Consider the following 25,636-nt stretch of genomic DNA (forward strand, 5'->3'; position numbering starts at 1 on the left):
CCGCTGTGCGCGATCATTCTTCGTTGACGAAGGGAAGGAGCAGTTTTCTCAACTCGGCCTGCCGATGAAACGCGTAGGCCAGCTCGTCGTAGAGCACCTGCGGCGTGGTCGTGTCGAGCCACAGGGAAGAATTGTAGTAGACGCCGCCGCTCTCGCTGTTGACGCTGATGTTACCCGGGCGGAGGCCGTCGTTGATCTCGGCGATTTTCAGGAGCAGCGCCGCGGGAGGCGCCGCGCCTTTGGGGATCGTGGCGATCTGCGTCCAGAGCCAGACCATCTTGACGGGTCGTTGCTGCGGGTCATGGTACATCGTCGCTTCACCGCAGGTGACCTTCACCGCGTGATCGTCGTTGGTCAAGATCACGTGGTAAATGCCGTCGCGCTGCGCGAATGTGAGCTGGTTGGCGGCCAGCAAGGATTCCAGCGACGGGATCGCCTGACTCGGCACAGGCACGGCCGAGGGTGCAGGATCGGTCGAGGCGGTCGAGCGCGCTTGACCAGCGATCTCGATGCTGACCAAGGCTGTCGCGATCGTAAACACCATCGCCACGGCGAGCGATGCCGTGGCGAACCAGCGAGCGGCCATGATCACGCTCCTCGCTCTTGAACAACAGGATGTGCCGTGGCCGGCGGCCGGCCCCTTTAACCGATCGAGCGGCGCTCGGGAATCTGGACGACGATCAGCTCGATCACCTTGCCTTGCTTGACTCGCACCGCGATGCCCAATTGCCGGTAAAAGCGATAGTTTACGTCCGGGTCGGTCAACTGCCGGTAATCGTACGGGACGGCACCCAACAGCTCGTCGAGCTGCTCTTTGCTCATCCCGATTCGCAACTCGAGTTGCTTGGTGGCCACGCCGGCGGGACGCAGGACCAATGGCGGGCCTTGCTCGTCGGTCAGGCAGATGCCCAGCACGTTGTCCGTGGCCAACAGCGTGACCTTGTACTTGTCGAACCGCAAGCGGCGAATGGTCGTGCCGGGCACGGTGGAGATCACCTGCCCCTCGCCAAGCAAGGGCTTGAGTTTCTTCAGGCTCTCGGACACGCCCACCACCAGCTCGTTGCCCAGCGAGAGCGTGCTGACCGGACGCAACATATTCTCGGCCTTCGCCGTGAACGAGTTGGCCGGCTTCGGCTCTTTGCCAAGTTGTTTGCAAAGCTGGGTGTAGTGCTCGTAGCCCATCGGCCACCAGGCCGAGGCGGTGCTCATCAAGGAGAGGTAATGCTCGAACAAGTCCAGGGCTTGTTGCTGCTGGTCGGCCTCGGCCGAGGCCGACAGCAGCACGGCCTTGTGGAAGGTGATGGCGGCCGTGATGATCGGGCTGATCGCTTCCTTGGTCCCGTCGCCAGCAAACGCCGCCTGCATGGTTTGGGCCGACTGGAGCCGGGCCAGGCCCTCTTCGCTTTGACCTTCGAGCAGGTCAGTCACGCCGGCGTTCGCCAGCACAGCCGCACGTGCCAACAGCGGCTGGCTCTCATCAGCCCCGGCCAGCTTGGCGGCCAGGTCGAGAAACTTGGCGGCCTGCCCGACGTCTTTGCCCTCGGGAGCAACCAGGTAGGCGATGCCGAGGTTGGCAGCCGCCAGCATCGAATTGGGGTCGAGCCGGAGCGCCTCGCGCAGCGCGCCCACCGCGTCGAACCAGAGGTCCGAATCGGGGCCCGTCCGGAGCGATTCAGGCTGGAGCGAATCTGGCCGCTGATAAAACGCACCGATGACCAGCGGTCCCAGGTCGAATTCTTTGAGGTCCTCCTCGCTGAATTGGTCGCAGTATTCCATCAGGCGGGAGTAGCCCAAGTTGGCCCAGGCCTCGTGGCACTTGGGAAAGTCTTCGGTAACCTGCCGGAAGCAGCGCTCAGCGGCGATATAGTTTTCGAACAGCAGAAACTGCACGCCGGTCTCGAATGCGGCCATCGCGTGCCAGATTTCGGATTGTTGTTCGTCGATGTGGGCCAACCGCTGCTTGGCCGAAGGATGGTCGAACTTCAGGGCCTCGAACGACGAATATTCGAGGCCGGCATTGATGAAGCTGATGAACATGTCGAGGCAGCCTTTGGCGCTGTAGCCGGCGCGGCCGGCCAGCTTCAGTCCCTCGATGTCGGCCTCGTCTTCCTGCTCGCGGGTCGCGGCGAATTCGACCAGTGGGGTTTTCTCCAGGTTGCTCCCCTTTACGTGCTTGCACGTGATGTGCGACAGCTCGTGCCCTAGTAGCAAGGCCAGGCGTTCTTCCTTGCCTTGAATCACCTTGTCCAGTATGCCGCGGTGTACGAACACCAGCGGCTGGATCGGATCGACCGTTGTGTCGAGCGTGGCATACGCCTGAACCTCGTCGGTATCGAGAAAATTCAATTTCGGCGGCCAGGCCCAGCCCTCGACCGGCGTGGCACTGGCCACGAGCCGATCGAACACCCGCTGCGCCAATTCCTTGTCCGCTGCCGAGATTTCGGCGCGAGCCAGGCCGGGCGTCAGGCCGAGAGCGATCGTGAGCAAGAGCCCCCAGCCCGCGAGCAGGAAGGGTCGAACCAAGGTGGCATGAAACATCGCGTTGATCCTCAAGACGGTTGCCCGTCGTTTGCTTTCCGAGGAAGTCCTGTGGCGGAGTTCGAACATCATCGTGGCGGGTTTCCGCGAGGCGTGCAACACGACTTGCGGCCCGTTGCGGCGTCTCGGCCGAATCGCTATTTGCCGAACGGTTCGACACGCAAACCGCCGAGATGACTCGTATCGATTGAATTAGCGTCGTGTGTCGGAGCGCCCGTTGCGCGCAGCGTTGAATTCGTCGCGCGGTAATGCTGCGGCCGAGGGCCCGCCAGATGATTCACGTACTCGTCCGCGGCCGGTGGCGCCGGGCGCTCGCGCACTTCAGACTGTTCGCTCGCCGCACTGCGCGACTGCCCGCTCGTAGTCGTCTTGCCGGTGGCCAGGGGCCGATCCAGCGCGGTCGTGGGGCTGCACGGAGCGTGCTTCGCGGCCGAGGCGGCCGACGCCGGCCGCGGTTCGGAGGCAGCCAGCGAACCAAACAAAGTCAACAGCCGCAGCAACACCAGGCAGCAAATCAGGACTTGGAAAAACAGGCGGGCAGCTTGGCGAAACATGGTGGGCACCCGAGTTCGAGCTTTGGGGGGAAGGTCGTCGTTCCAGACTGAGACGCCAGGGGTGCCGCCAGAGTTCCCGCGCGGCCTGGAAACCGGGCCCGGAACCGAAGTGTGCGGGCATTCGCTGGGCCGAAAACAAGGAATCGTCTTGGAGTTGACCCGGCCGGGGGGATATAAACGTCAGAGTGTTCCGCCGAGTGGGGTTTCTTCTCGCCAGCCGCAGGCTCGTCGAGGGAAAAAGGGGGGACCGATGTTAAGGCCAGGTGCTACAGCGCCCGGGGCGCACGAGGCTGCGCTTGCGCAAGCGCAGCCCACAGCTGCCGGCCCGCTGCCTGCTGCGGCGCAGGGCGAATCGCATGTTCGCTCCCGATTCTGGGCGGCCGCAGTCTTGTTGGCCGTCGTCGTGGGCTGTGTGTTCGGGCAGACGCTCGCGCACGAGCTGCTGTATTGGGACGACATCGTCAACATTACGAACAATCCGCACCTGACGCCCCAGGTCGACGCGCAAGGCCTGATCGAGATTTGGCGCTCGCCTTACGCCGGGCTGTACGTGCCGGTGACGTACACGTTTTTCGCCGGCGAGATGTTTATCGCTCAGCGCGTATCCGGTGCGCAGTTCATGAAGCCTGCGGCCTGGGTCTTTCACCTGGGCAACGTGCTGCTACACCTAGGCTGCGCGTGGCTCGTGTTCGGCTTGCTGCACCGTTTGACGCAGCAGGTCTGGCCGGCCGCGGCCGGCGCGATGTTCTTCGCAGTACACCCCTTGCAGGTCGAGGCCGTGGCCTGGGCAACCGAGGCCAAGACGCTCCTCGCGGCTTTTTTCGGCCTGGCTGCGATCCGGTTGTATCTGGTGAGTTGCGCGCATCGGCGTTGGACGTATCTGCCGGCGCTGGCGTGCTTCGTACTGGCAGTTCTGGCCAAGCCCACGGCGGTCGTGGTGCCGTTGTTGGCCGTTCCGGTTGCCCTGTTGGATCAGCTATCGACGTCGGGTGTCAGACCGCGGTCGGTTTGGCAGCACCTGGGGCGGCTGAGCCCATGGATGGCGGCGGCGCTGTTCCTCGCTTGGCGGACCAAGACTTTGCAGCCCAATGCGGTGGTGGTCGACGTGCCTTCGAGCCTCGGTCGATTTTGGGTCGCCGCCGACGCGCTGGCTTTCTACGCGGCGAAGCTGTTCTTACCGCTGGGCCTGGCCATGGACTATGGCCGCCCACCACGAGACGTGCTAAGCCAGGCCCCCTGGCCGGCCATCGCGGCCGTGCTGGGACTGATTGCGATCGTGCCCGTCACGGCACGCTCTCCGCGCGCCTTGGTCGCCGTGCTGCTGTTTCTGTTGGCGCTGGTACCCGTGCTGGGATTTGTGCCCTTCGAGTTTCAAAACATTTCCACGGTGGCCGATCGCTACGCGTATTTTGCTTTGCTGGGACCGGCGCTGGCGTTGGCGTGTTGTCTGGCAGCCTGGCCGCGCATCAAGATCGGCGCCATCCTTGCCGGCGCGCTGCTGGTTGTTTTGTGCGGACTCTCGACGCGACAGGCCGGATACTGGCGCAACGACGAGACCTTGTGCCGCCGTGGTATCGCCATCCATCCTGCGAGCCATCAGGCACGGGCCAACCTGGCGGCGGTCTACCTGGGGCTCGGCAATCTGGACGGCGCCGAGGCGCAGTACCGTGAGGCCTTGCGCGTGGCGTTCAATGAGTCGAGCCGCACCGGCGATCTTAATAACCTGGCCGGCGTGTTGATTCAACGAGGCCAGCTCGACGAGGCAGAGTCGCTGTTAAACGAGGTGTTTAGCGCGCGTCCCAACGATGTTCTCGCCCTGGGTAAGCTGGCCGATATCTATGCCGCTCGGCGGAACTTCGGCGCAGCATTGCGGTTGGCGCATCAGGTCTGCGACCTGGCCCCGGACTATGAGTCGGCGTGGATTCATCTCGGGGCGCTCGAGTTGGACTGCAGACACCTCGACGACGCGGAGAACGCATTCAAGCGCGCCAGCGAGTTGCGGCAAGATTCGAGCCAAGCGTGGCGCGGCCTGGCCAAGGTGGCCAGCCAGCGCGGTGAACAGCAGCTCGCCCTGGATCGTTACCAGATTGCCATCATGCTCGCGCCCCGCGACTGGGTTCCGAAATATGAACTGGCGCTGTGCCTCTATTCTCTGGGCCAATATGCGCTGGCCGAACGATTCTTTCGCGAGGCCGAGGCCCTCGCCCCGCAGCATTCGGCAATTCACAACAATCTCGCGACGACGCTGGCACAGTTGGGACGCCATGCAGAAGCCGCACAACATTATCGACGCGCCCTGGCCTTGAGTCCCGAACTGCGCGACGCGCAGGACAACCTGAGAAAAGTCGAGAGAATGTTGCGGCCCTAAGGGATTCCGCCCGGGCCTGGCGAATCTAGTTGCCAGGAATGGCCGGGCGTTTTCTAATGGGACGCACCTACCACACATCCCGGGCACGTCCGCCGTCCGGGTTCCCTACGCGACGTCGAGTTCGACGGCCATGAACCCGCCACCGGCCCAGCGACTGCGGATCAATCGGCGACGCCTGCTGCAATTCGGCGGGCTCGGCTCGCTGGGAATGGGGTTGAGCAACCTGGTTGCCCTGCGCCAGGCGCACGCGGCCACGGCCCCGCCCCGTCCGATCGAGGCCTGTATTTTTCTGTTCTATTACGGCGGCCCCAGTCACCACGACACGTTCGACATGAAGCTCGACGCGCCGCGCGAGGTGCGTGGCGATTTCGCGCCCATTTCGACGTCGGTGCCGGGGTTGCCGGTCTGCGAGCATCTGCCCAACGTGGCCCGGTTGATGGATCGCATGGCAATCGTGCGCTCGTTGCATCACCCGATGCGAAATCACAACTCGGCGGCGGTCGAATCGCTGTGTGGCCGCACGCCGCTGCGCGGCGACCTGGAATTGCTCGCCAACGATCCGGCCACCGACTTTCCCTGCATGGGCGCGGCGCTGACGCGCATGTGTGGGCGCGAGCAATTGGTGCCGCCGTACGTGGCGCTGCCGCACATCATGTACAACGTGGTGATGCTCCCGGGCCAGACGGCCGGGTTTTTGGGGCCCAGTTTCGAACCTCTACGAATTCTGCGCGATCCGAATCAGACGCCCTTTCAGGTGCCCGAGCTACAGCTTCCGGCCGGAATGACCGCGGGCGATCTGAGCGAGCGAGAGCGGCTGCTGGAGCTGGTCGACGCGCAGACTGCGGCGGCGTCCGAGGCGCCCAAGGTCGACCAATACTGGCGGCGCGCCTTCGACGTGCTGCAAAGCGACGCCATGCGCAAGGCCCTGGACCTCGATTCCGAACCGGCGGCGGTGCGCGACCGGTACGGCCGCAACACGCACGGCCAGAGCGTGCTCTTGGCGCGGCGGCTCGTGGAAAACGGCGTCCGGTTCGTGAGCGTCTATGACAAGGTGCACAACGGGCTCAACAACTGGGACACGCACGTCAACAATTTCGGCCGCTTGAAGGACGAGCTGCTGCCGCCGTGTGACCTGGCATTTTCGGCCCTGGTCGAAGACCTCGAAGCGCGAGGGCTGCTCGATACGACGTTGGTCGTGTGGATTGGTGAGTTTGGCCGGACGCCGCGCATCAACAGCAGTGGCGGACGGGATCACTGGCCCGACTGCTTCAGCACCGTGCTGGCGGGCGGGGGCGTGCGTGGCGGTGCCTTACACGGCGCCAGCGACCGCTTGGGTGCGTATCCCGAGCGCGATCCAGCGACGCCGGGCGACCTGACCGCCACGATTTTTTGGCGGTTCGGCATCGATCCGCACGCCGAAATCAGCGATTCGCTCGGTCGTGCGTATCGGCTGGCCGAAGGCGAGCCTTGGCGGGGATTGTTCGGGGCCTGAAGCCGATCTCGCTCGTAGCGAGGCTTGCGAGAGAGCGAATGGCGGAAGCACTCTGCACCAAGCGCGGCTGCGCTTTGCAACAGCCGGCGCTTAGCGAGGAACCGCTGTTTCCACCTTCTTCGGCTTGCGGCGCGAGGCCGTCGGGTGCGACGAGCTGCTTTGGTGCTCGTCGAGGCCTTTGATCACCAGCCGGCAGTTGCGCGTCTCGAACTCGCGTTCCAGCTCGTGCAGCTTTTCCAGCACGTTGTGATCGACCAGCCGCGTGTCGGACAAGTCGATCACGACGTCCTTGTCGGCACCTGCCCCGTAGATCTGCTTGCGCAGGCCCAGCCAGGTGGTGAAGGCGGCCGAGTGCCTGACGTTGATCACAAACGTCTTTTCGTCGGGCTGATCGATCTCCAAATGGGGCTTGACCAGCGAAACCAACGGGGCCCCATCGAAGAGCAGCAGGACGATTTGCAGCGCGATACCGATCAGCACGCCGATCAGCAGGTCGGTTGCCAGCACGGCCACGAGTGTCGTGACGAACACGAGCAACTGGCCGGCGCCGATCTGCCAGACGTGCCAGAACTCGCGCGGATGAGCCAGACGGAAGCCGGTGTAGCACAACATGGCCGCCAAGGCGGTCAGAGGAATCTGGTGGATGATGTTCGGCACCAACGCGACGAACGCCAGCAGGAACAAGCTGTGGAACAAGTTGGCGCCCCGGGTCCGCGCACCGTTGTCGATGTTGGCCCGGCTGCGGACGATCTCGGAGATCATCGGCAGACCACCGATCGATGCGGCGATCGCGTTGCCGACGCCGACGGCCAGCAGGTCGCGATTGAAGTTGGTCTTGCGCCGCCACGGGTCGAGCAGGTCGATCGCCTTGGCCGACAGCAGCGATTCGAGGCTGCCAATCAGGGCGAACATCGCGATCCATTTCCAGGCGACGGGGTTGGTGAGCACGCCGAATTCAGGGTGCGTCATGGCGGCGAACATGTTCGACGGCACGTCGACCAGGAATTTGGGGCCCAGTTTGAACTCGGCGCTCGCGAACTTGTACGAGTGCTCGTGCGCGAGATCGAAATACATGCCCAGCGGAATCGCCAGCAGAATGACGATCAATTGCGACGGTACCTTGCGAATCGTCTTGTTCTTGATCAATGGCACGCCGAACAAAACCACCAGGCTGATGAGGCCGATAATGGCCACCTCGGGGTTGAGGTTCATCAGGCTGTGCGGAATCTCGGCCAAGAGCGGCAACGGCTCCGACGCGGTCGGCTTGACGCCGAGCATCACGTGGGCCTGCTTGGAAATGATGATTACGCCGATCGCTGCCAGCATGCCGTGCACGGCGGCCAGCGGAAACAGTTCGCTGAGGACACCGGCCCGCAACACGGCGAAGCCGATCTGGATGCAGGCCGCGACGAGGCCCACGGCCAGGGTCATGTGGTAAGCGTGGGCGTCGGCCGCTGCGTCGGCCCCGCGGGTATAGCCGAAGTCGTTCATCGCCCCCAGCACGATGACGATCAGGCCGGCTGCGGGACCCTTGATGGTCAGCTCGGAATTGCTGATCAAGGACGCGACGATGCCGCCAATGATGGCGGTGAATACGCCGGCGATCGCGGGGAAACCCGAGGCCAGGGAAATCCCGAGGCACAGCGGCAGGGCGATCAGGAAAACGAGGAAGCCGGAGGTCAGGTCGGGCTGCCAGTTCTGCAGCATTCCGGCGAAACCAGGGGCAGGTGCGTCTTTGCGCGCTTGTGACTTTACCGGTTGGTCCATGGTGTCTTTCCCTGAACTTCAGGTCGCTGGCCCAAGACCGCGCCGCGATTCGACAGGCGACACGCTTGCCGAATTGCGGCGGTGTTGGCCGCGGCGGTTCGAAAAATGCCTCCCGGCGCGAGGGGCGCGGGAGACGGTATTGAACAGCATTGTGCGACTGGCAACCCCGGGGGTGGGGTACCGTGCAAAGGGTAGGCGCGGACGGTAGAGTTATAATACTGCGCACCGGCACCGGCCCAACCGTCTTGGGGCTCGGTGCGTCAGGCAGGACCGTGTGCACGGTGCGCAGTTGTTCGGATCGCAGCGCAGTTGTTCGGGTAGCGCAGTCGTCTCGTTGCCTTGATCGGCCGGGTGCTGGGATCGCCGCTCAGGCGTCAAGTCTCGGAGTAAACTGCCGTCAGAAAAACCTTCGAGAGAGTTGTCGAGGCCACGGCTTGATTGGGCACCACTGAAGATCGCCGCCATCGACGGTCGTCACGAGGTCCCAGTGATCTCGCTGCAGCCCTGGTGACTACGGTTGGGAGTTGAGGCGTGATGTCGGACAATGCATGGGTTGGGTCCGCGATCCATGTCCGGCGACGTTGCCGTTTGTACTTTGGCAAGTGCTTTGAACGTGCATCGCAGCCCCTTACTTCCTCCTCGGACACTATAGAACCGCGACCTAAGCAGTTACCAGGGTTAGGCCGTTAATAATCGTTAAGTTTGGTCGAGCGCGAACGCGGATTGGCTGTCGATTTGGACCATGCGTCGATAATCTTGCATAGAGGCACTGCTCGTCTCGGGGCGATCGCAAGCGCACGTTGCGAATGATGATCTTGCTTCACCGTCGCGAAGATTCGAGCTTCAATGTGAGTTCTATGGTTTCTCCCACCAGCAGCGCCTCGATGCAGTTGCTCGTCGTTGAAGACGACCCGGTGATCGGCAAGGCCTTGCGGCGCGGGTTCACCGAAAGCGGTCAGCGCTGCACGCTCGTAGCCGACGGCGCCGCGGCGCTCGAAGCGCTCGCGGCTCAGGCCTTCGACGTCATCGTGCTCGATATTCTCTTGCCGGGCATCTCCGGGCTCGATCTGCTGCGAAGAGTTCGCGAGTCGGGTAATCGCACGCCGGTCATCCTGTTGACCGCGCTGGGCTCGATTGAAGAGCGGGTCGCTGGGCTCAAGGCCGGGGCCGACGATTACGTCGTCAAACCGTTCGCGTTTCCGGAACTGCTGGCGCGCATCGAGGCGATTTGCCGGCGTTCCCAGACTCGCCCCTCGACGTCCGTAGCTTGCGGCGATTTGCAGCTCGATTTGACTACCCGGCGCGTCGAACGCGACGGTCGACAAGTCGAATTGACGCCGACGGAATTCAGCCTGCTCGAATTTCTCATGCGGCACGCGGGCCAGGTTGTCACGCGCAAGATGCTCTGCGAACATTTGTGGGATTCGGACTGGGAAGGTTCGACCAACGTGATCGAGGTGCACATCAATCACCTCCGCCGCAAGTTGGACCGCGGGGCGCCCGTGTCGTGCATTCAAACCGTTCGGGGACGCGGCTATGCCCTTCGCCCGGTGGAACGGGTCGGTTAGATCGATCCGCGTCCGACTGACGCTCTGGAATACCTTCGTCCTGCTGTTGACGGTGCTAGCCGCGTTTTGGGCGTTGCGCCTGGGCTTGAGAGAAGTCGCGCGACAAGAAACCGACGAGCTGATTCAAGAGGACATGCTCGAGCTGTCCTATCAGTTTGAGCAACTTTGGCCCGACAAGGTGGCGATCGAGGCGGTGATGAACCGCAAGGCGCTGGCCCACGCACATCGCGGGGTCTTCATCCAAACGCTCGATCCCGAGGGGCGCGTCGAATGGAGCAGCCATAATACGCCCCTGGCGCTGCAACAGCTCGCGGCGATTCCTGGGGAAGAAACAATCTCGATCGACAAGTACCGCGTCGCGCGCAAGCTGTTTCACTCGGCGCGGATTCCCGGCATGCGGATTCGGGTGGGCGCGACGCCGGAGCCGTTCGAGGCTCATTTTGCGCAATTGAACCGTGCGATGCTGATGGTGGGGTTGTTGATGGTATCGCTGTCTCCGTTGGGGGGCTTCTGGTTGGCCAACCGGGCGATCCGCCCGATGGCCGAGCTGATCCGCGGTGCCGAGGCTTTGCAGCCGACGCAGCTCGAGCAGCGATTGCCGGTGCGACAGACGAACGACGAGTTGGATCAGCTGTCGCAGACGATCAACCGGCTGCTCGACCGGATCGCGGCGTATGTGGAGCACAACCGGCAGTTCGTGGCCAACGCGGCGCACGAGCTGCGTTCGCCGCTGGCGGCGATTCAGACGGCGGTCGAGGTGACCGGGGCGGCAGAGCGGACGCCGGAAGAGTACCAGGAGCTGCTCGACGAGGTGAGCGAGGCTTGCTCGCATCTGTCGTTTCTGGTGAACCAGTTGCTGCTGCTGGCGGAGAGCGACACGGTGGGCTTGCAGGGTTGCGACGAGCCGGTGGCACTGGACCAGGTGGTGCGGCGTTCGGTGGAGATCTTTCGCGCGGCGGCCGAGGATCAAGCGGTGACGCTGACGGCCACGGTGGCGCCGGACGTGTGGGTCAGCGGCGCGGCACAACATCTGCGTCAGGTGCTCAACAATCTGATCGACAACTGTTTGAAGTACACTCCGGCGGGCGGCGAGGTGCAGGTGAGCCTGTCGCGCGACGATGCGCGTCAGCAGGCGGTACTGCGGGTGAGCGACACGGGAGTGGGGATTTCTGTCCGGGATCTGCCGCACATCTTCGAGCCGTTTTACCGCGGCGACCGGGCTCGGTCGCGCGGGGCGAAGCAGAGTGGGACGGGGCTGGGGTTGAGCATCTGCCAGGCGATCGTGCGGGAACACGGCGGCACGATCGAAGTGGCCAGCCAGGTCAATCAGGGCACCGCCTTCACCGTGCGATTCCCGGCCTGGTACGGCGCCAGGCCCGAGTTGAAGACCGCAGCGACATTGCCTTCTTGACTATTCTCTCGCCCATCGCGGCACGTTGCCGATGCGCTCAATCGCCAAGCTGGAGTCGATCCGCATTCGGCTGACGCTGTGGAATACAGGCGTCTTGCTGCTGACGGTGCTCGTGGCGCTCTGGACTTTGCGTTGGGGATTGTGGCAGGTCGCCCGCGCAGAGACCGACGAGCTGATTCAGGACGATATTGGCGAGCTGTCGCTGCAATTCGAGCGACTCTGGCCCGACATGACGGCGATTCTCGAGGTCATGAACCGCAAGGCCATCGCACATGCTCATCGCGGCGTGTTCATGCAGGTGCTGGGTCCTGATGGCCGCGTGACGTGGAACAGCGCGAGCACGCCCACCGCGCTGCGCAACCGCGGTCGCACCGGCATTCCCGGCGAATACACGATTTCGATCGGCAAGTATCGCGTCGCGCGTCGGCAGCTCGGCTCGGCGAGTATGCCGCCGATGCGGATTCGGGTGGGCGCGACGCCGGAGCCGTTCGAGGCTCATTTTGCGCAATTGAACCGTGCGATGCTGATGGTGGGGTTGTTGATGGTATCGCTGTCTCCGTTGGGCGGTTTCTGGTTGGCCAACCGGGCGATCCGTCCGATGGCCGAGCTGATCCGCGGTGCCGAGGCTTTGCAGCCGACGCAGCTCGAGCAGCGATTGCCGGTGCGACAGACGAACGACGAGTTGGATCAGCTGTCGCAGACGATCAACCGGCTGCTCGACCGGATCGCGGCGTATGTGGAGCACAACCGGCAGTTCGTGGCCAACGCGGCGCACGAGCTGCGTTCGCCGCTGGCGGCGATTCAGACGGCGGTCGAGGTGACCGGGGCGGCAGAGCGGACGCCGGAAGAGTACCAGGAGCTGCTCGACGAGGTGAGCGAGGCTTGCTCGCATCTGTCGTTTCTGGTGAACCAGTTGCTGCTGCTGGCGGAGAGCGACACGGTGGGCTTGCAGGGTTGCGACGAGCCGGTGGCACTGGACCAGGTGGTGCGGCGTTCGGTGGAGATCTTTCGCGCGGCGGCCGAGGATCAAGCGGTGACGCTGACGGCCACGGTGGCGCCGGACGTGTGGGTCAGCGGCGCGGCACAACATCTGCGTCAGGTGCTCAACAATCTGATCGACAACTGTTTGAAGTACACTCCGGCGGGCGGCGAGGTGCAGGTGAGCCTGTCGCGCGACGATGCGCGTCAGCAGGCGGTACTGCGGGTGAGCGACACGGGAGTGGGGATTTCTGTCCGGGATCTGCCGCACATCTTCGAGCCGTTTTACCGCGGCGACCGGGCTCGGTCGCGCGGGGCGAAGCAGAGTGGGACGGGGCTGGGGTTGAGCATCTGCCAGGCGATCGTGCGGGAACACGGCGGCACGATCGAAGTGGCCAGCCAGGTCAATCAGGGCACCGCCTTCACCATCCAGTTCCCGGCGCTCGTACGGGAAGCACGCACGGTGACGGTGGAAGCAAGATCGAACTCCTGAGATCCGGGCCCCGGTGGCGGTATTGCTGCGATCGCTGCGCTAGCCCAAAGCGATGCGCTGGGCGTGTTCGATGTGAACGTCAACTCCCTCACCTCGCGCATCGAGCGATCGACACCGACCGCGCGGCCAACAGCGGCCGCCCCTCGACTGGTTCGTGCCGGCGTTCGAGGTTATGAAGGATTGTGTGGCGGCGCTGAGGAGCTTGCGCTGCCCGCCTGACCGGGCCGAGTGAATTCGATCTGGAGCCGCGATTGGACCCCCGCGACGCGAACCAGCAAACCCCGTCCTCCCCGCATCGCCTCGGACCGAAATTGCTGGCCGCGGCGGTCCTGTTTGTCGCCGCGCTTGTGGTTCATCTGCCCGCGCTGCCGGGCGGCTTTTTTTGGGACGACTACGATTGGGTGGTCAACAATCCCAAAGTTTGCGCCGACGAAGGTCTGTACCAGCTGTGGTTTACCTGGAACCAGGGCGACTATTGGCCGATGCACTATTCGACGCATTGGTTCGAGTGGCGCGTCTGGGGTGAATGGGCGCTGCCCTATCGCGTGCTGAACCAGTTGTTCCACGCAGCGAACGGCGTGCTGCTGTGGCTGTTGTTCGCCCGATTGCGCGTGCCGGGCGCCTGGTGGGCGGCCTTGATCTTTGTCGTGCATCCCGTGAACGTCGAAAGTGTCGTCTGGATTTCGCAGCGCAAGACCGTGCAATCGACCGCCGGCGTATTGTTGGCGTTGTGGTGCTATCTGGATTTTCTCGAACGCGGCGGGGCCCGGTGGTACCTGGCGGCGTGGGGCTGTTTCTTGCTGGGGCTACTGACCAAGTCGGCGGTCGTCATGTGGCCCTTGGCGATGCTGATCGTCGTCGCCTGGTGGCGGGGCCGAATCGTGCCGCGCGACGCCTGGCTCTGCCTGCCTTGGTTTCTGACGAGTGCCTGGTTCGGGGCCGTGGGCATGCTGATGAAACAGAAGCAGCCGGGGATCGAATGGGCTCGCGACGATACGTTCTTTGAGCGCCTGCTGATCGCCGGCAAGGCAGTGTGGTTCTATGCCGCCAAGGCTGTTTGGCCTCACCCCTTGGCCGTCGTGTACCCACGCTGGGAACTAGGGCAGATCGATGCCCTGGGCGTGATTGCCGTGGCGTCGCTAGTGGGGCTCTTGATCGCGAGTTGGCTCGCGCGGCGCACCTGGGGAGCAGCGCCGCTGACGGCGATGGGTTACTACCTCGTCAACTTGTTTCCAGTGCTCGGATTCACCGAGATCATGTTCATGCGATATTCGCTCGTGGCCGACCATTGGCAATATCTGGCGCTGCCCGGATTGCTAGCCCTGCTCGTCGGCGGGGCCGTTCTGCTGGGGCGCGAGCTGCGCCTGCCGCGGCCGCTGAGGATCGCCTGCGGCGGTGCCGTCGTCGGAGTATTGGCCTTGCTCGCCTGGCGGCAGTCGGCGGCCTGGGCGACCGAGGATCACGTGCCGATCTGGCGCGAATCGCTGGCCATCAATCCTCAATCCGAACTGCCGAATCTTCGCCTGGGATATGCGTTGGCTCGCCGGCGCGAAATGGTCGAGGCCGTCGAGCGCATCTGTCAGGCGGCGCGCTACTCGGTCCCGCCGTTACCGTGGGGAAATGCGCCCATCCAGGAAGATGTCTGGCTGACGATCCGGCGCGAACCCTGGTATGCGCAGGCCCAAGGCGTTGATGATCCCGCACTGCGCGTCGCGCTGGCGCTGGGTACGGCGTACCTGGTGATGAATCAAGCCGGCTTGGCGCTGGCGCCATTGCAACAAGTCGCGCAAGCCGCACCCGAGAGCCCCGTGGCGCACTACAATTTGGCAATTGCCCTACAACGCCTGGGTCGCGCGGCGGAAGCGCAAGTCGAGTTCGCGCGGGCGCGACAACTGGCCAAGACGTCCGCCCAGCCGCGCAAATAGCCCTTGCCGGTGATCGCGAAGCCCATGATGACAGCAGCGAAACGTTCGAAGTCATCCGGCGTCGAGCCTGCGCGTTCGCGTCGCGCCTTTCGCTGGGTGGCCGTCGGCGGAGCGCTGCTAATCTCGCTGCTTGCGGCGGAGATCGTGCTGCGAGTATTCGACATTCGGCCGGAACGCTATGCACCGCCCCGTTGGGTCGGCTGGAATGGGTACGAGTTCGCGCGCATCCCGGGATGGGGGAAAGGCATCTATAAGAATGCCAGCCGCTATGAATCGCTGGGCGTCAAGACCGGAGAGCACGTGCCCGGCACGCGGTTCAAGGTGTTTTATGCGAGCAATCCGCGCGGCTATTTCGACGCCGATAACGGCCTCGTCTACCAGATCAATTCCCAAGGCCTGCACGGGCCCGAGGTTTCGGTCGCCAAGCCAGCCGGCGTGATCCGGGTGCTCGGACTGGGCGATTCGTTTACGTTTGGGCAAGGCGTGCGCGAGCCCGATACTTTCCTGCGCCAACTCGAGGGACTACTCAACCAGGGCCATGGCGGGGACGCCCGGTTCGAGGTGCTGAATGCCGGCGTTCAGGGCTACAACACCCGGGATGAAGTCGTCTATTTCGAGCGGCAGTGGCTGACGTTCGACCCAGATCTGGTGATCATCCAGTTCTATCTCAACGATGCTTATTCCGATTACACGTTTCTCAATCATGGCCAAACCCTGGGCATCTACCTGGAACAGAGCCGCGCCGCGAAGATCAGCCGCATCGCAGATCTGGCCGAGTACGCGTACCGGAACTGGCGGCTGCAACGCAATGTGGCCAGCTATTACCGTGCGCACTATTTCCGAGACGCCCGGCGGTTTCTCAACAACCCCGGCGACACGTCGGTCGACTGGCAGACCTCGCGCGATGCGCTTGCGCGTGCGGCCCAGTTGTGCCGCGAACGGCACATCGATCTGGTGCTGGTGATGTTTCCCGAGTTGTACCAACTGCGGCACTATCCGTTCGGCGAAATTCACCAATTGGTGGCCGACACGGCGCAATCGTTGGGCATTCCTGCGCTCGACCTGCTTGCCGATTTTCAGCGTTACGACGATCGCGATCTCTGGGTCCACCCTTCGGATCATCATCCCAACGAGCTGGCCCACGCGATTGCGGCCCGCCGTATCGCGCAGTGGCTCGCCTCGCTGCACCTGCCACGGCGCCACGCGGCAGCGTCGCCCGCGCCCGAGACGCCCAGCCCAGCCGCCACGCCCGAGGCCGGGTCATGAATTTGCACCGCGCCTCGAACAAAATGCCGCGCCCTGGGGGGCGTCGCCTGTTGGCGCGCGTGCTCTTGGCCTTGGGCAGCTTCGTCGTCACCTTGGCGATCGTCGAGCTGGCATTCCGCGTCTGCGGGGTCCGGGGCCATTACGAGCGGATGCATGAGCACGTCTTCTTGCCGGCCACGAATGGTCCACGGATGTGCTCGCGCGGCGGGTATGTGCCCTTGGCCACACACCGGACGCTGTATTTCACCGACCCGCGCGGCTACTTCGGCCCGGGCGCCGCGGTCGACCACCATTTCAATTCGGCCGGCTGGCGCGATCGAGAACGGGCGATCGCCAGGTCGGCCAGCACGGTGCGCATCTTGGGTCTGGGCGACAGTTATCTCATGGGGCAAGGGGTACACGAGGCCGACGTGTGTCTCGGCGTTACCGAGGCCTGGCTCAACCACAAGGCACAAGACGTCGAGTACGAAGCGATCAACACGGGCATCTCCGGCAAGAACACGCGCGACGAGGCCGAAGTGTTGAGGCAGCGCGGCTGGGACTACGAACCGCAACTCGTCGTATTGCATTTTGTGCCCAACGACGTCGAACAGGATTTGGCGCAAGAGGGCCCGTTGGTGGAGTTCTATCGCAACTACACCCGCTTGATCCAATCGCCCGATCGTCTGTCGGCATACTCGTATCTCTGGTCCTGGGGACGGCAACGTGTCCTGCAGGAGGTCGTGGCGCGGCGCTATATCCGTGAGAGCGCCGCGTCGTTTGCCACGGATAGCGCGAAGTGGCAACACTGCCGCGCGGCGCTGGACGACATTCAGGCACAATGCCGCGAGCACGGCACGGCGTTGGCCGTGGTTTCTTTTCCTTTTTTTCACGATCTGGACGGCGAATACCCGTTTGCAGCGATTCATGAGCGGGTGGCCGAATACTGCCGTGGCGCCCAGATCGCGCATCTCGATCTGCGAGCCATCTATGCCCGATTTCATGGCCCGGAACTTTGGGTGCACCCCACCGATCAACATCCCAACGAGCGAGCGCATGCCTTGGCCGGCGAGGCGATCGGGCGCTTTCTGTGGGAGCGCCGCGAGCAGCTCGGCATCGCCGCGCCGCGCCCATTGCAGCGATCCCCGGCCGATGTCGCGCGCATCGCGGCCGATGCGTGCATCGTGCAACTGGCCGGGATGCGTTCGGCCGGCGGCGACATCGTCAGCTTTGCCGGCCAGCCGCTTGGCGATGGCGATTTGCGATTGATGATGGCCCACTGGGCAGCGCTGCCGAAGGTGCGCCGCCTGATGTTGGCGAGGACGCAGATTGCCGACGACAGCCTGCCGGTCCTTGCGGCGTTGCCGCAGCTCGAAGTGCTCGATCTGAGCGGGACCCGGGCAAGCGGCACGTCGATCCGTGCGCTGGCGCGACTCGAGGCCCTCACGGAACTCGGTCTCGCTGGCTTGCCGGTTGGCGACGACGATCTGGCCGCGTTGTCGGCGCTTGCGAGTTTGCGGACGATCAACCTGGCCGGAAGTGCGATCACCGACGCCGCGGCGTCGACTTTGCAGGGCTGGCCCCGGCTCGAGACAGTCAGCGTTGCGCATACGCACATGTCCGGCGCCGGTATCCGGGTGCTCGCCGCGATCAAGACTTTGCGCACCTTGGCCGTTTCGGCCAATCAATGCGATGCGCCCTTGCAGGCAGAATTGCGGCGGTCGCGGCCCGACTTGCAACTGGTCGTCGAACGGTAAGGGCGCTAGTGCGAAGCGCGCCTGAACCGCCTGCAGCGAAGCCCCAGAAGGGCGCCACCGATCGCGAGAGAGATGAACGCGCTCGGCTCAGGAACGACGTGAAACGAGATCGCCAGTTCAGGGAAAGGAACGCCGCCCATGGCTCCTACGTCGGAGAGACCAAAAATCAACTCGTCGCCTTCAAGGAAGTGCCCCATCCCATCGGTGCGCGTGTCATACGACCAGGTCGGCATCCATCCGGTCAGTACGATGTCGGCGCCACGATGGGTGTCGATCAGGCCGATCCCCAAGGAGTTGAAGTGGATCTCGGCGGTCATGGGAAACGTATACATCGAAGCCATGGAAAACGTGTACGGATCGGCGATGGGATGGTCATTCATGCCGTCGAAGACCGCTTGGTTTGCCGCGGCACTCATGCCCATGTCGATCATCGTCGCCGGGGAAACGGGGGTTGCTCCGAGTTGAAAATCCTCCGTCATGTCATGGATCTCGGGGTGCGGGTCCGGACCTGCCCCGAACACGAGACTCGTCGATGCCAGGTTCTCGAGCTTGATGGTGACGTCGTCGATTACTCCCGGAAACGCCGGAATATGAAACCAGAAGAAGCTTCGGCGTTCAGGGGTGCGCACGCCGGCGACCGTCCCATAACCCACAAAGTAGTTTTGGTGGACCGGGTCGTTGTTGGCCAATCCTCCGTCGAGGTATCCTCCAACCTGAAGTGGGGTGGTCGTGATAACGGCGGCCGCGGCGGACGAGCCGCTGGAAAGAGTCAGAGTGATGGTCAGGAAGGTCAACAGCAGTGAGTGGGTGTCGCATTGCGGATGGAAAAACGACAAGACGCTATACGGTCTTTTCATGAGGCACCTCCGCCAAGTACGAAGCAACGCTACCGTTGCATGTTGCAGTGCGCCCGCATTATGCATCCGTGTGTTTCTGTTCGCCAGCTTGGTTGTACGGATCTTCCGAAAGCGGTCAGGTGCCCCCAACTGCCCGGTCACGCTAAGCCTCTTGCACGCTGGGATGACCGCATGACACTCCGAGGGTTTCACCGCGGGAGCCCGGCAATGACCCGAGGACCGGTTTGGGCATAGACGGCTTGCGTGCCGCTCTGGGCTTGCCGCCTGGGTGCAACGCCCGATGCGGATCAATATCGGGCAGCAGGGTACTCTTGAGCGTCGATCAAGACTCCGGCGCCCGATAGCGGATAGATTTGCACTCCGTCCAAGGTGCGTCATCCTGGCGGGCGAGCTAAACTCGGCCAGCGAGCAAGCCGTGGGAGACCAAAAAGTCATGAAAGTGATGTCAGGGCGCTGGGGGCGCCTGTGTCTGGCGATCGGCTGCGCACTGTTGGCCACTATTGGTCCAGCAGTACACGCCGCCGATCTGTTTCGCCCGGACAACCTCGTGGCCTGGTGCATTGTTCCGTTCGACTCCGCGCGTCGCACTCCCGAGCAGCGCGGTGCGATGCTCGAACGGCTTGGCATTTTTCAATTGGCCTACGATTGGCGCGACGAGCACGTGCCGTTGTTCGACGAAGAAGTGGCGGCCATGCAGCGGCACGGCGTACGCATCATGGCCTGGTGGATGGCCGGCCCCGATTTGAATGAAGTCAACCGTAAGATTCTTGACGTCGTTCGCCGCCATGGCCTGCGGATGCAATTCTGGGTGATCATGGGCGATCCGCCCGCGGACGTCGATCGCGTGCAGGCGTGTGCCGACGCGATTCGGCCTCTCGCCCTCGAGGCTGCGAAACTCGAATGCCAGATCGGCTTGTACAACCATGGCGGGTGGTTTGGCGAACCAGAGAACCAGCTCGCCATCCTCGAGCGGCTGCAACTGCCCAACGTCGGCATCGTCTACAACCTTCACCATGCACACGGCCACCTCGAACGTTTTGCCGAAATCTTGGCACGCATCAAGCCGCATTTGCTGGCACTGAACCTCAACGGGATGATGCCGCACGGCGACGAACAGGGGCAGAAGATCCTGCCGATCGGCGCGGGCACGCTCGACCTGGAACTGCTGCGCACGATCGACGCGAGCGGCTATCGAGGCCCGATCGGCATCTTGAACCACACCGACCTGGACGCCGAAGCGCGGCTGGCCGACAACCTGGACGGGCTGGCCTGGCTGGTCAAGCGCTTGCGCGGCAACGCCGACGCCTCGCGGCCGAAGTTTCGCACCTATGCAGACGCGCCTGCCCATCAGGACGCGTCAACCACCATGCCGCTCAATGCGGCCGAACAGACGCAGGTCGACGCGTTGGTACATGCGGCGCAGCGGAGCGGAAACGCCCTGCGCGGAGCCACAGTGTTCGCATCGCCCAAGTTCGCCTGCCTGTCGTGTCATCGCGTGGGTGATACGGGCGGCGCGATTGGGCCCGAGCTGTCGCGCGTGGGCGCGAGCTTGCGGGCCGAAGAGATCGTCGAGGCGTTGCTCTGGCCCAAACGACACGTCAAGCCCGAATTTCTTGCGTGGACGCTGGTCTCCGACGAGGGCATTACCCATCAAGGCTATGTCGAGCGTGAGGACGCGCAACAGCTCGTGCTGTTTGAAACGGCAACCGGACAGCGCCTCACCTTTGCGGCGGAATCGATCGTCGAGCGGCAACCCCTGGGGTCGCTGATGCCGGAAAACCTCTGCGCTGCCATGACCAGTGTGCAGCAGCGCGATCTCGTACGATTTCTGCTCGACCAGGGCCACGAACGCGGTGTTGCGAGTGCCGTGGCAGTGGCTCACGCCCATCAGCCGACGGCGTTTGATTGCGATCGGTCGCCGCTTGATCCCGGTGCGCACGAATTCGCACAACACCCGGTGAATCGCGACCGGCTCTACGATTACTACGCCAAGGAGGCCGACTTCTTTCGCGACCATGCGCCCAGCGCGATGCTCCTGCCCGAGTATCCAGGACTCGATGGTGGTGTGTTGGGACATTGGGGAAATCAGAACGAAGATACGTGGCGCGACGATCGCTGGAACGCGATGGACAACGGCAGCTTGATCAGCGGCGTGTTTCACGGACCGCAAGGGCCCGTTGCGCGAGCGATTTGCGTACAGCTCGATAATCAACGGGCCATATGCTTCGATACCGACAAGTTGGAGTACGTTGCCGCGTGGCGCGGCGGATTCGTGAAATTCTCGTCCGTGCGTCACGGTTTCCTCGACGGATTGCGCGCCGACGGGGTCGAGCTGGCGATTCCCACGGAGCCGCGGCCCGCGGGCCAGGGGCGCTATCTCGGCCTGTACCGCCACGGGGCTCGTGTCGTGTTTGCTTACGAGATTGACGGAGTGCGGATGCTGGATGAGCCCTTGGCGACGTCCGAAGCGGTCCAAAGAGTCGTCGCCCCGGCGGCCGCGCATCCGGCGCGCGAACTCGTCCACGGTGGCGCCGTGCAATGGCCGCAAGTGTTTGAAACGCAAGGCACGCTGGGCGCTCAGAGCCCCTACGCGATCGATCGCATTACGTTGCCGAGCCAGACGCCTTGGAACTCGTTGTTTTTCTTCGGCGGGCACGATTTTCTGCCCGACGGCAGTGCGCTGCTCTGTACGATGCAGGGCGAGGTCTGGCATGTCTCGGGGTTGGACGCGAACCTGGGCCACGTGCGCTGGAAGCGCTTTGCCGCGGGCCTGCATCACGCGCTCGGGCTCGTTGTCGCCGACGGTGGCGTCTACGTGCTCGGCCGCGATCAGATCACGCGGTTGCACGACTTGAACGGCGATGACGAGGCCGACTACTACGAATGCTTCTGCCGTAGCTACGACACCTCGCCGGCTGGTCACGATTTTGTCTGCGGGCTCGAACGTGACGCGGCGGGCAATTTCTACACCGCCTCGGGGAAGCAAGGGGTGATGAGGATTTCGCCCGATGGAAGCAAACTCCAGATCCTGGCAACGGGCCTCCGCAACCCGGATGGGCTGGCCTTGCTCCCCGATGGCTCACTGACCGTTCCGGCGTCGGAGGGCGAATGGACCGTGACTTCCTATATCGGGCTCGTGGGAGCACCTGGTACTTCGAACCTGGCGGCGGGCCTGAATACGAAGAATCTCGTTCCGCACTTCGGCTTGGGTGGCTTGCGCGATGGCCGCGTCGATTGGCCCTTGGTTTACCTGCCGCGCGGGATCGACAACTCGGCTGGCGGGCAGACGTACATCGACAGCCAACGCTGGGGGCCTTTGGCCGACAACCTCGTGCATTACTCCTATGGCGCTGGCAGCTACTTCCTGGTACTTCGAGACGAAGTTGCCGGCGTGTCGCAGGGGGCCGTGACGCCGCTCCCCGGGGATTTTGCCGCAGGACCTCATCGGGGACGATTTCATCCGCACGACGGCCAATTGTATGTGTGTGGCATGGGAGGCTGGGGGACCTACACGATCGCCGACGGCTCGTTTGAGCGCGTTCGTTACACGGGCGACGCGGTCCAGTTGCCCGTGGCGTTTCGGGTACACCAAAACGGGGTGCGCGTCACGTTTTCTTCGCCCCTTGAGGAGGACCGCGCCGGTCGTGCCGAGCTGCAATTTACCCAGGCTTGGAACTATCGCTTCAGCGCCGCTTATGGCTCGGCCGAGTATGCGCCCTCGCATCCAGGCGCGGTCGGTCACGATCGCTGGCCCGTCACCGCGGCGCATGTTCTGGCCGACGGCCGAAGCGTGTTCTTCGAGATTCCTGATCTGCAGCCGGTGAATCAGCTTCACTTGCGGATGCAGGTCGACGCGGGGCGCCCTATCGATCTATTTGCCACGGTGCACGTGCTCGACGTGCCCTTCACCTCGTATCCGGGGTACGAGGCCCTGGAAAAGCCCGCGCCCCCGCATCCGCAACAAATCGACTTGGCCCTGCTCGACCGGCCGCCGGTGCCCAACCCCTGGCGCGACTCGATCGACGGGGCCCGCGAGTTGCGGATCGAAGCGGGCAAGAATCTCAACTATGCGACCCGTGTGTTGAACGCCAAAGCCGGTGAGGCCCTGCGCCTGACGCTGGTGAATCCCGACGTGGTTCCACACAACTGGGTCTTGGTGCAACCGGGCGCATTCCAGCGCGTTGGCAACCTCGTTAATCGCCTGGTCGGTAATCCCGAGGCAGCAAACCGGCAGTACGTTCCCGATTCGGAGGACATCCTGGCCTACACCGACGTCGTTCCGGCAGGTACGGAATTCTCGATCTACTTTCATGCGCCCAAACAACCCGGCCGTTACCCGTTTCTCTGCTCCTTCCCAGGGCACTGGATGGTGATGAATGGGCAGTTGGTCGTCGAGGAATAGGCCGCCTTTCGAGCAGCATGTGCTCCAGCTCAGCAGAGCCCTCCAACGTCAGTCTTGCTGTTCAAGGCCTGGGCAGCTGAATTCATCGCATTCATAAAGGTATGCCAGCCATGCGCAGTTCCATCGGTTGGATCGTGATGGTGGTCTCGGGACTGCTGGCTGCTTCGACGCCGGTGGTGGCGGACGAGCCGCTCACGGTCGTCATGCTCGGCGACTCGATCACCAAGGGGGCTCGTCCCGGCGTCGCCGAGAACGAAACGTTTGCCGCGGTGCTGCAATCGCGAGTGGCCGTGGCCGACCGCCAGATTGTGGTGATCAACCAGGGCGTCGGCGGTGAGACGACGGCCGGGGCGCTCGCGCGGTTCGATGCCCAGATCGTACCGCAGCAGCCACAGATCGTGGCGATCATGTATGGCACGAACGATTGCTATGTCGATCCCGGTCGAACCGAGAGCCGTCTGTCGCGCGAGGAGTTTCGACGCAACCTCGATGAACTCGTCGAGCGGGTACGGGCCCTGGGGGCTGAGCCGCTGTTGATGACCGAGCCATGCTATGCCAAGCAATCGCCGGCCAACGGTCTGGGCGAACACGGCAACGTGCGGCTGAGCAAGTACATGGATGTATGTCGTGAAGTGGCTGCGCGGCGTGACGTGGTTCTCATCGATCATTTTGCCGGTTGGACCGCGGCCCTCGCAGCCGGCGAGGCCCTCGAGGAATGGACCACCGATGGCTACCACCCCAACCCACGCGGACATCGCGATCTGGCCGATCGGCTGCAACGCCCGCTCGAACTTGCCCTGGCCGAACGGGTCGGCGGACCGGTGAATTTTCGCGTCGAGCTCGAAGAAGTGCTGTCCCACGACGACGGCAAATACCTCTGGTATCACCCGCGCGCTACTGTTTATCCAAGCGCAGCGGGCGATCGCGTCGTGCCCGAGCCGCTGATCACGCTGCAGCGTCACCTGCACGTCAGCGATCACTACGATGGATTGGCGACGATGCACCGCCAGGCTCAGGGTGGTTGGACCGAACCGCGGCCGGAGCCGGCGCTCGCCTGGCGGAAAAACGCCGCGGGCGAGACGGTGGCCGTGTGCGACGTCACCCCGGGCTACCATGCTCCGACCGGCAAGGTGATCGCGCTGGGCGCGAAGATTCTTTACGACGAGGCCGGCAATCAGCTCACGGCCAAGCCGCGCTCGAATGAATTTGCCTATGCCGTGTATTCGCCCGACGCGCACGGAGGACACTGGTCGGAGTGGCGTATCGTCGAGCTGCCTGAGACCGAAGCAGGCTATCATCTCGTCACGCCCGGTTGTGCGCAATGGCTCGTCGAACCCGACGGCTCGCTGCTGGTGCCGCTGTATCACAAGGGCGCAAGCGGCGAGGCGTATTCGGCGACGGTCGTGCATTGCACTTTCGACGGCACGACGCTGGCGCTCGCCGAACGTGGGACCACGCTTGAGCTGGGCGAGGTGCGCGGACTGTGTGAGCCGTCGCTGGCTCGCTACCGAGGCCGGTACTACCTGACCCTGCGCAACGATCTGCGCGGCTATGTGACCGCCAGCGACGATGGCCTGCACTATGCGTCGATCCGGCCGTGGACATTTGACGACGGCGGCGAGTTGGGAAGTTACAACACGCAGCAGCACTGGCTCGCGCATTCCGGCGGGCTGTTTCTCGTCTATACGCGGCGCGGCGCGAACAACGATCACATCATCCGGAACCGCGCCCCGCTGTTCATGGCCCCGATCGAACCGGAAACACTGCAAGTCGTGCGTGCGAGTGAGCAGATCGTAATTCCCGAGCGCGGCGGCGAGCTGGGGAATTTCGGCGCCACGGCGATTTCGCCCGCCGAATCGTGGGTGACTGTCGGCGAAGGCGTCTGGAGCGACGACGCCCGCAAACGCGGCGCCAAAGGCACGGTGTTCATCGCCAGAGTCCAATGGTTGAGCCCGAATCGCCTCCGCGGCGGCTCCGGGCCCGCGGCATTTGTCGACGCAGTGCCTGGTGGCGAGTAACGACTTGCACCAACTTGTCGGCGAACACCTTCGGCAAGACTGACGTGCCTCCGCTGCATACGAACCCTCGCCCAACGAGATGCAGGTGCCAACTGCGACTGGCACGAATAGGGCGGAATCACCGCCGGACCGGCAGACAGCCCAATTCAATCGGGCCAAAAGATGGCGCCGTGCGGTTCGTATCGGCCCGCAGGACGCCGCGTCGCGCGGCCATCAGATCGCGACGGACACCTGATTTCGAGTACACCCCAGAGGATTCGAAC

The 25,636-nt window shown here is 63.7% G+C and carries 15 protein-coding genes; 10 read left to right on the plus strand and 5 right to left on the minus strand.

All coding sequences use genetic code 11. From position 1 onward, the window contains the following. Positions 1-13 precede the first annotated feature (13 nt). The 3 genes from K1X74_21100 to K1X74_21110 form a co-directional block, all read right to left on the minus strand. Positions 14-586, minus strand: a complete 573-nt coding sequence (locus tag K1X74_21100) for a hypothetical protein (protein MBX7168847.1) — start codon at positions 584-586, stop codon at positions 14-16. Between the two features lie 56 nt (positions 587-642). After that, positions 643-2,538 (minus strand): hypothetical protein, encoded by a 1,896-nt coding sequence (locus K1X74_21105; GenBank protein MBX7168848.1) that lies wholly within the window; start codon positions 2,536-2,538, stop codon positions 643-645. 137 nt (positions 2,539-2,675) lie between these two features. Next, entirely contained in the window at positions 2,676-3,092 is a 417-nt protein-coding gene (locus K1X74_21110; GenBank protein MBX7168849.1) for a hypothetical protein, read from the minus strand. Positions 3,093-3,480: 388 nt separating this feature from the next. Between K1X74_21110 and K1X74_21115 the strand changes: the two genes are divergently transcribed. Together K1X74_21115 and K1X74_21120 are read left to right on the plus strand one after the other, a co-directional pair. Beyond that, a complete protein-coding gene (locus K1X74_21115; GenBank protein ID MBX7168850.1) occupies positions 3,481-5,460 on the plus strand; it encodes a tetratricopeptide repeat protein in 1,980 nt (659 codons plus the stop codon). Positions 5,461-5,590: 130 nt separating this feature from the next. Further along, positions 5,591-6,952, plus strand: coding sequence for a DUF1501 domain-containing protein (locus K1X74_21120; GenBank protein ID MBX7168851.1), 1,362 nt, complete (start codon positions 5,591-5,593; stop codon positions 6,950-6,952). Positions 6,953-7,042: 90 nt separating this feature from the next. Here the strand turns inward: K1X74_21120 and K1X74_21125 are convergent, their stop codons facing one another. Next, positions 7,043-8,719 (minus strand): SulP family inorganic anion transporter, encoded by a 1,677-nt coding sequence (locus tag K1X74_21125; protein ID MBX7168852.1) that lies wholly within the window; start codon positions 8,717-8,719, stop codon positions 7,043-7,045. A gap of 884 nt (positions 8,720-9,603) precedes the next feature. Here K1X74_21125 and K1X74_21130 point away from each other — a divergent pair. The 6 genes from K1X74_21130 (at position 9,604) to K1X74_21155 (ending at position 18,096) form a co-directional block, all read left to right on the plus strand. Continuing rightward, a complete protein-coding gene (locus K1X74_21130) occupies positions 9,604-10,287 on the plus strand; it encodes a response regulator transcription factor (protein ID MBX7168853.1) in 684 nt (227 codons plus the stop codon). Further along, positions 10,256-11,698, plus strand: coding sequence for a HAMP domain-containing histidine kinase (locus K1X74_21135; GenBank protein ID MBX7168854.1), 1,443 nt, complete (start codon positions 10,256-10,258; stop codon positions 11,696-11,698). Before K1X74_21130 ends, K1X74_21135 begins: the two co-directional genes overlap by 32 nt. A gap of 31 nt (positions 11,699-11,729) precedes the next feature. Next, the gene (locus K1X74_21140) at positions 11,730-13,169 is read left to right on the plus strand and encodes a HAMP domain-containing histidine kinase (GenBank protein ID MBX7168855.1); all 1,440 of its coding nucleotides are present in this window, start codon (positions 11,730-11,732) and stop codon (positions 13,167-13,169) included. A 251-nt stretch (positions 13,170-13,420) separates the two neighbouring features. Next, positions 13,421-15,094 (plus strand): hypothetical protein, encoded by a 1,674-nt coding sequence (locus tag K1X74_21145; GenBank protein MBX7168856.1) that lies wholly within the window; start codon positions 13,421-13,423, stop codon positions 15,092-15,094. A 24-nt stretch (positions 15,095-15,118) separates the two neighbouring features. Then, complete coding sequence (locus tag K1X74_21150) at positions 15,119-16,360, plus strand: SGNH/GDSL hydrolase family protein (GenBank protein ID MBX7168857.1); 1,242 nt, start codon at positions 15,119-15,121, stop codon at positions 16,358-16,360. Beyond that, the gene (locus K1X74_21155) at positions 16,357-18,096 is read left to right on the plus strand and encodes a hypothetical protein (protein ID MBX7168858.1); all 1,740 of its coding nucleotides are present in this window, start codon (positions 16,357-16,359) and stop codon (positions 18,094-18,096) included. Before K1X74_21150 ends, K1X74_21155 begins: the two co-directional genes overlap by 4 nt. Before the next feature lie 5 nt (positions 18,097-18,101). Here the strand turns inward: K1X74_21155 and K1X74_21160 are convergent, their stop codons facing one another. Then, positions 18,102-18,953: a PEP-CTERM sorting domain-containing protein gene (locus K1X74_21160; protein MBX7168859.1), complete on the minus strand. Its 852-nt coding sequence runs from the start codon at positions 18,951-18,953 to the stop codon at positions 18,102-18,104. A 433-nt stretch (positions 18,954-19,386) separates the two neighbouring features. On the opposite strand from K1X74_21160, the gene K1X74_21165 reads away from it, so the two are divergent. Further along, positions 19,387-23,355 carry a TIM barrel protein gene (locus K1X74_21165; protein MBX7168860.1) on the plus strand — a complete coding sequence of 1,323 codons (3,969 nt, stop codon included), beginning with the start codon at positions 19,387-19,389 and terminating at the stop codon, positions 23,353-23,355. Between the two features lie 110 nt (positions 23,356-23,465). After that, positions 23,466-25,373 (plus strand): hypothetical protein, encoded by a 1,908-nt coding sequence (locus tag K1X74_21170; GenBank protein ID MBX7168861.1) that lies wholly within the window; start codon positions 23,466-23,468, stop codon positions 25,371-25,373. Positions 25,374-25,636 lie beyond the last annotated feature (263 nt).

The organism is Pirellulales bacterium, assembly GCA_019694435.1.
GTDB lineage: Bacteria > Planctomycetota > Planctomycetia > Pirellulales > JAEUIK01 > JAIBBZ01.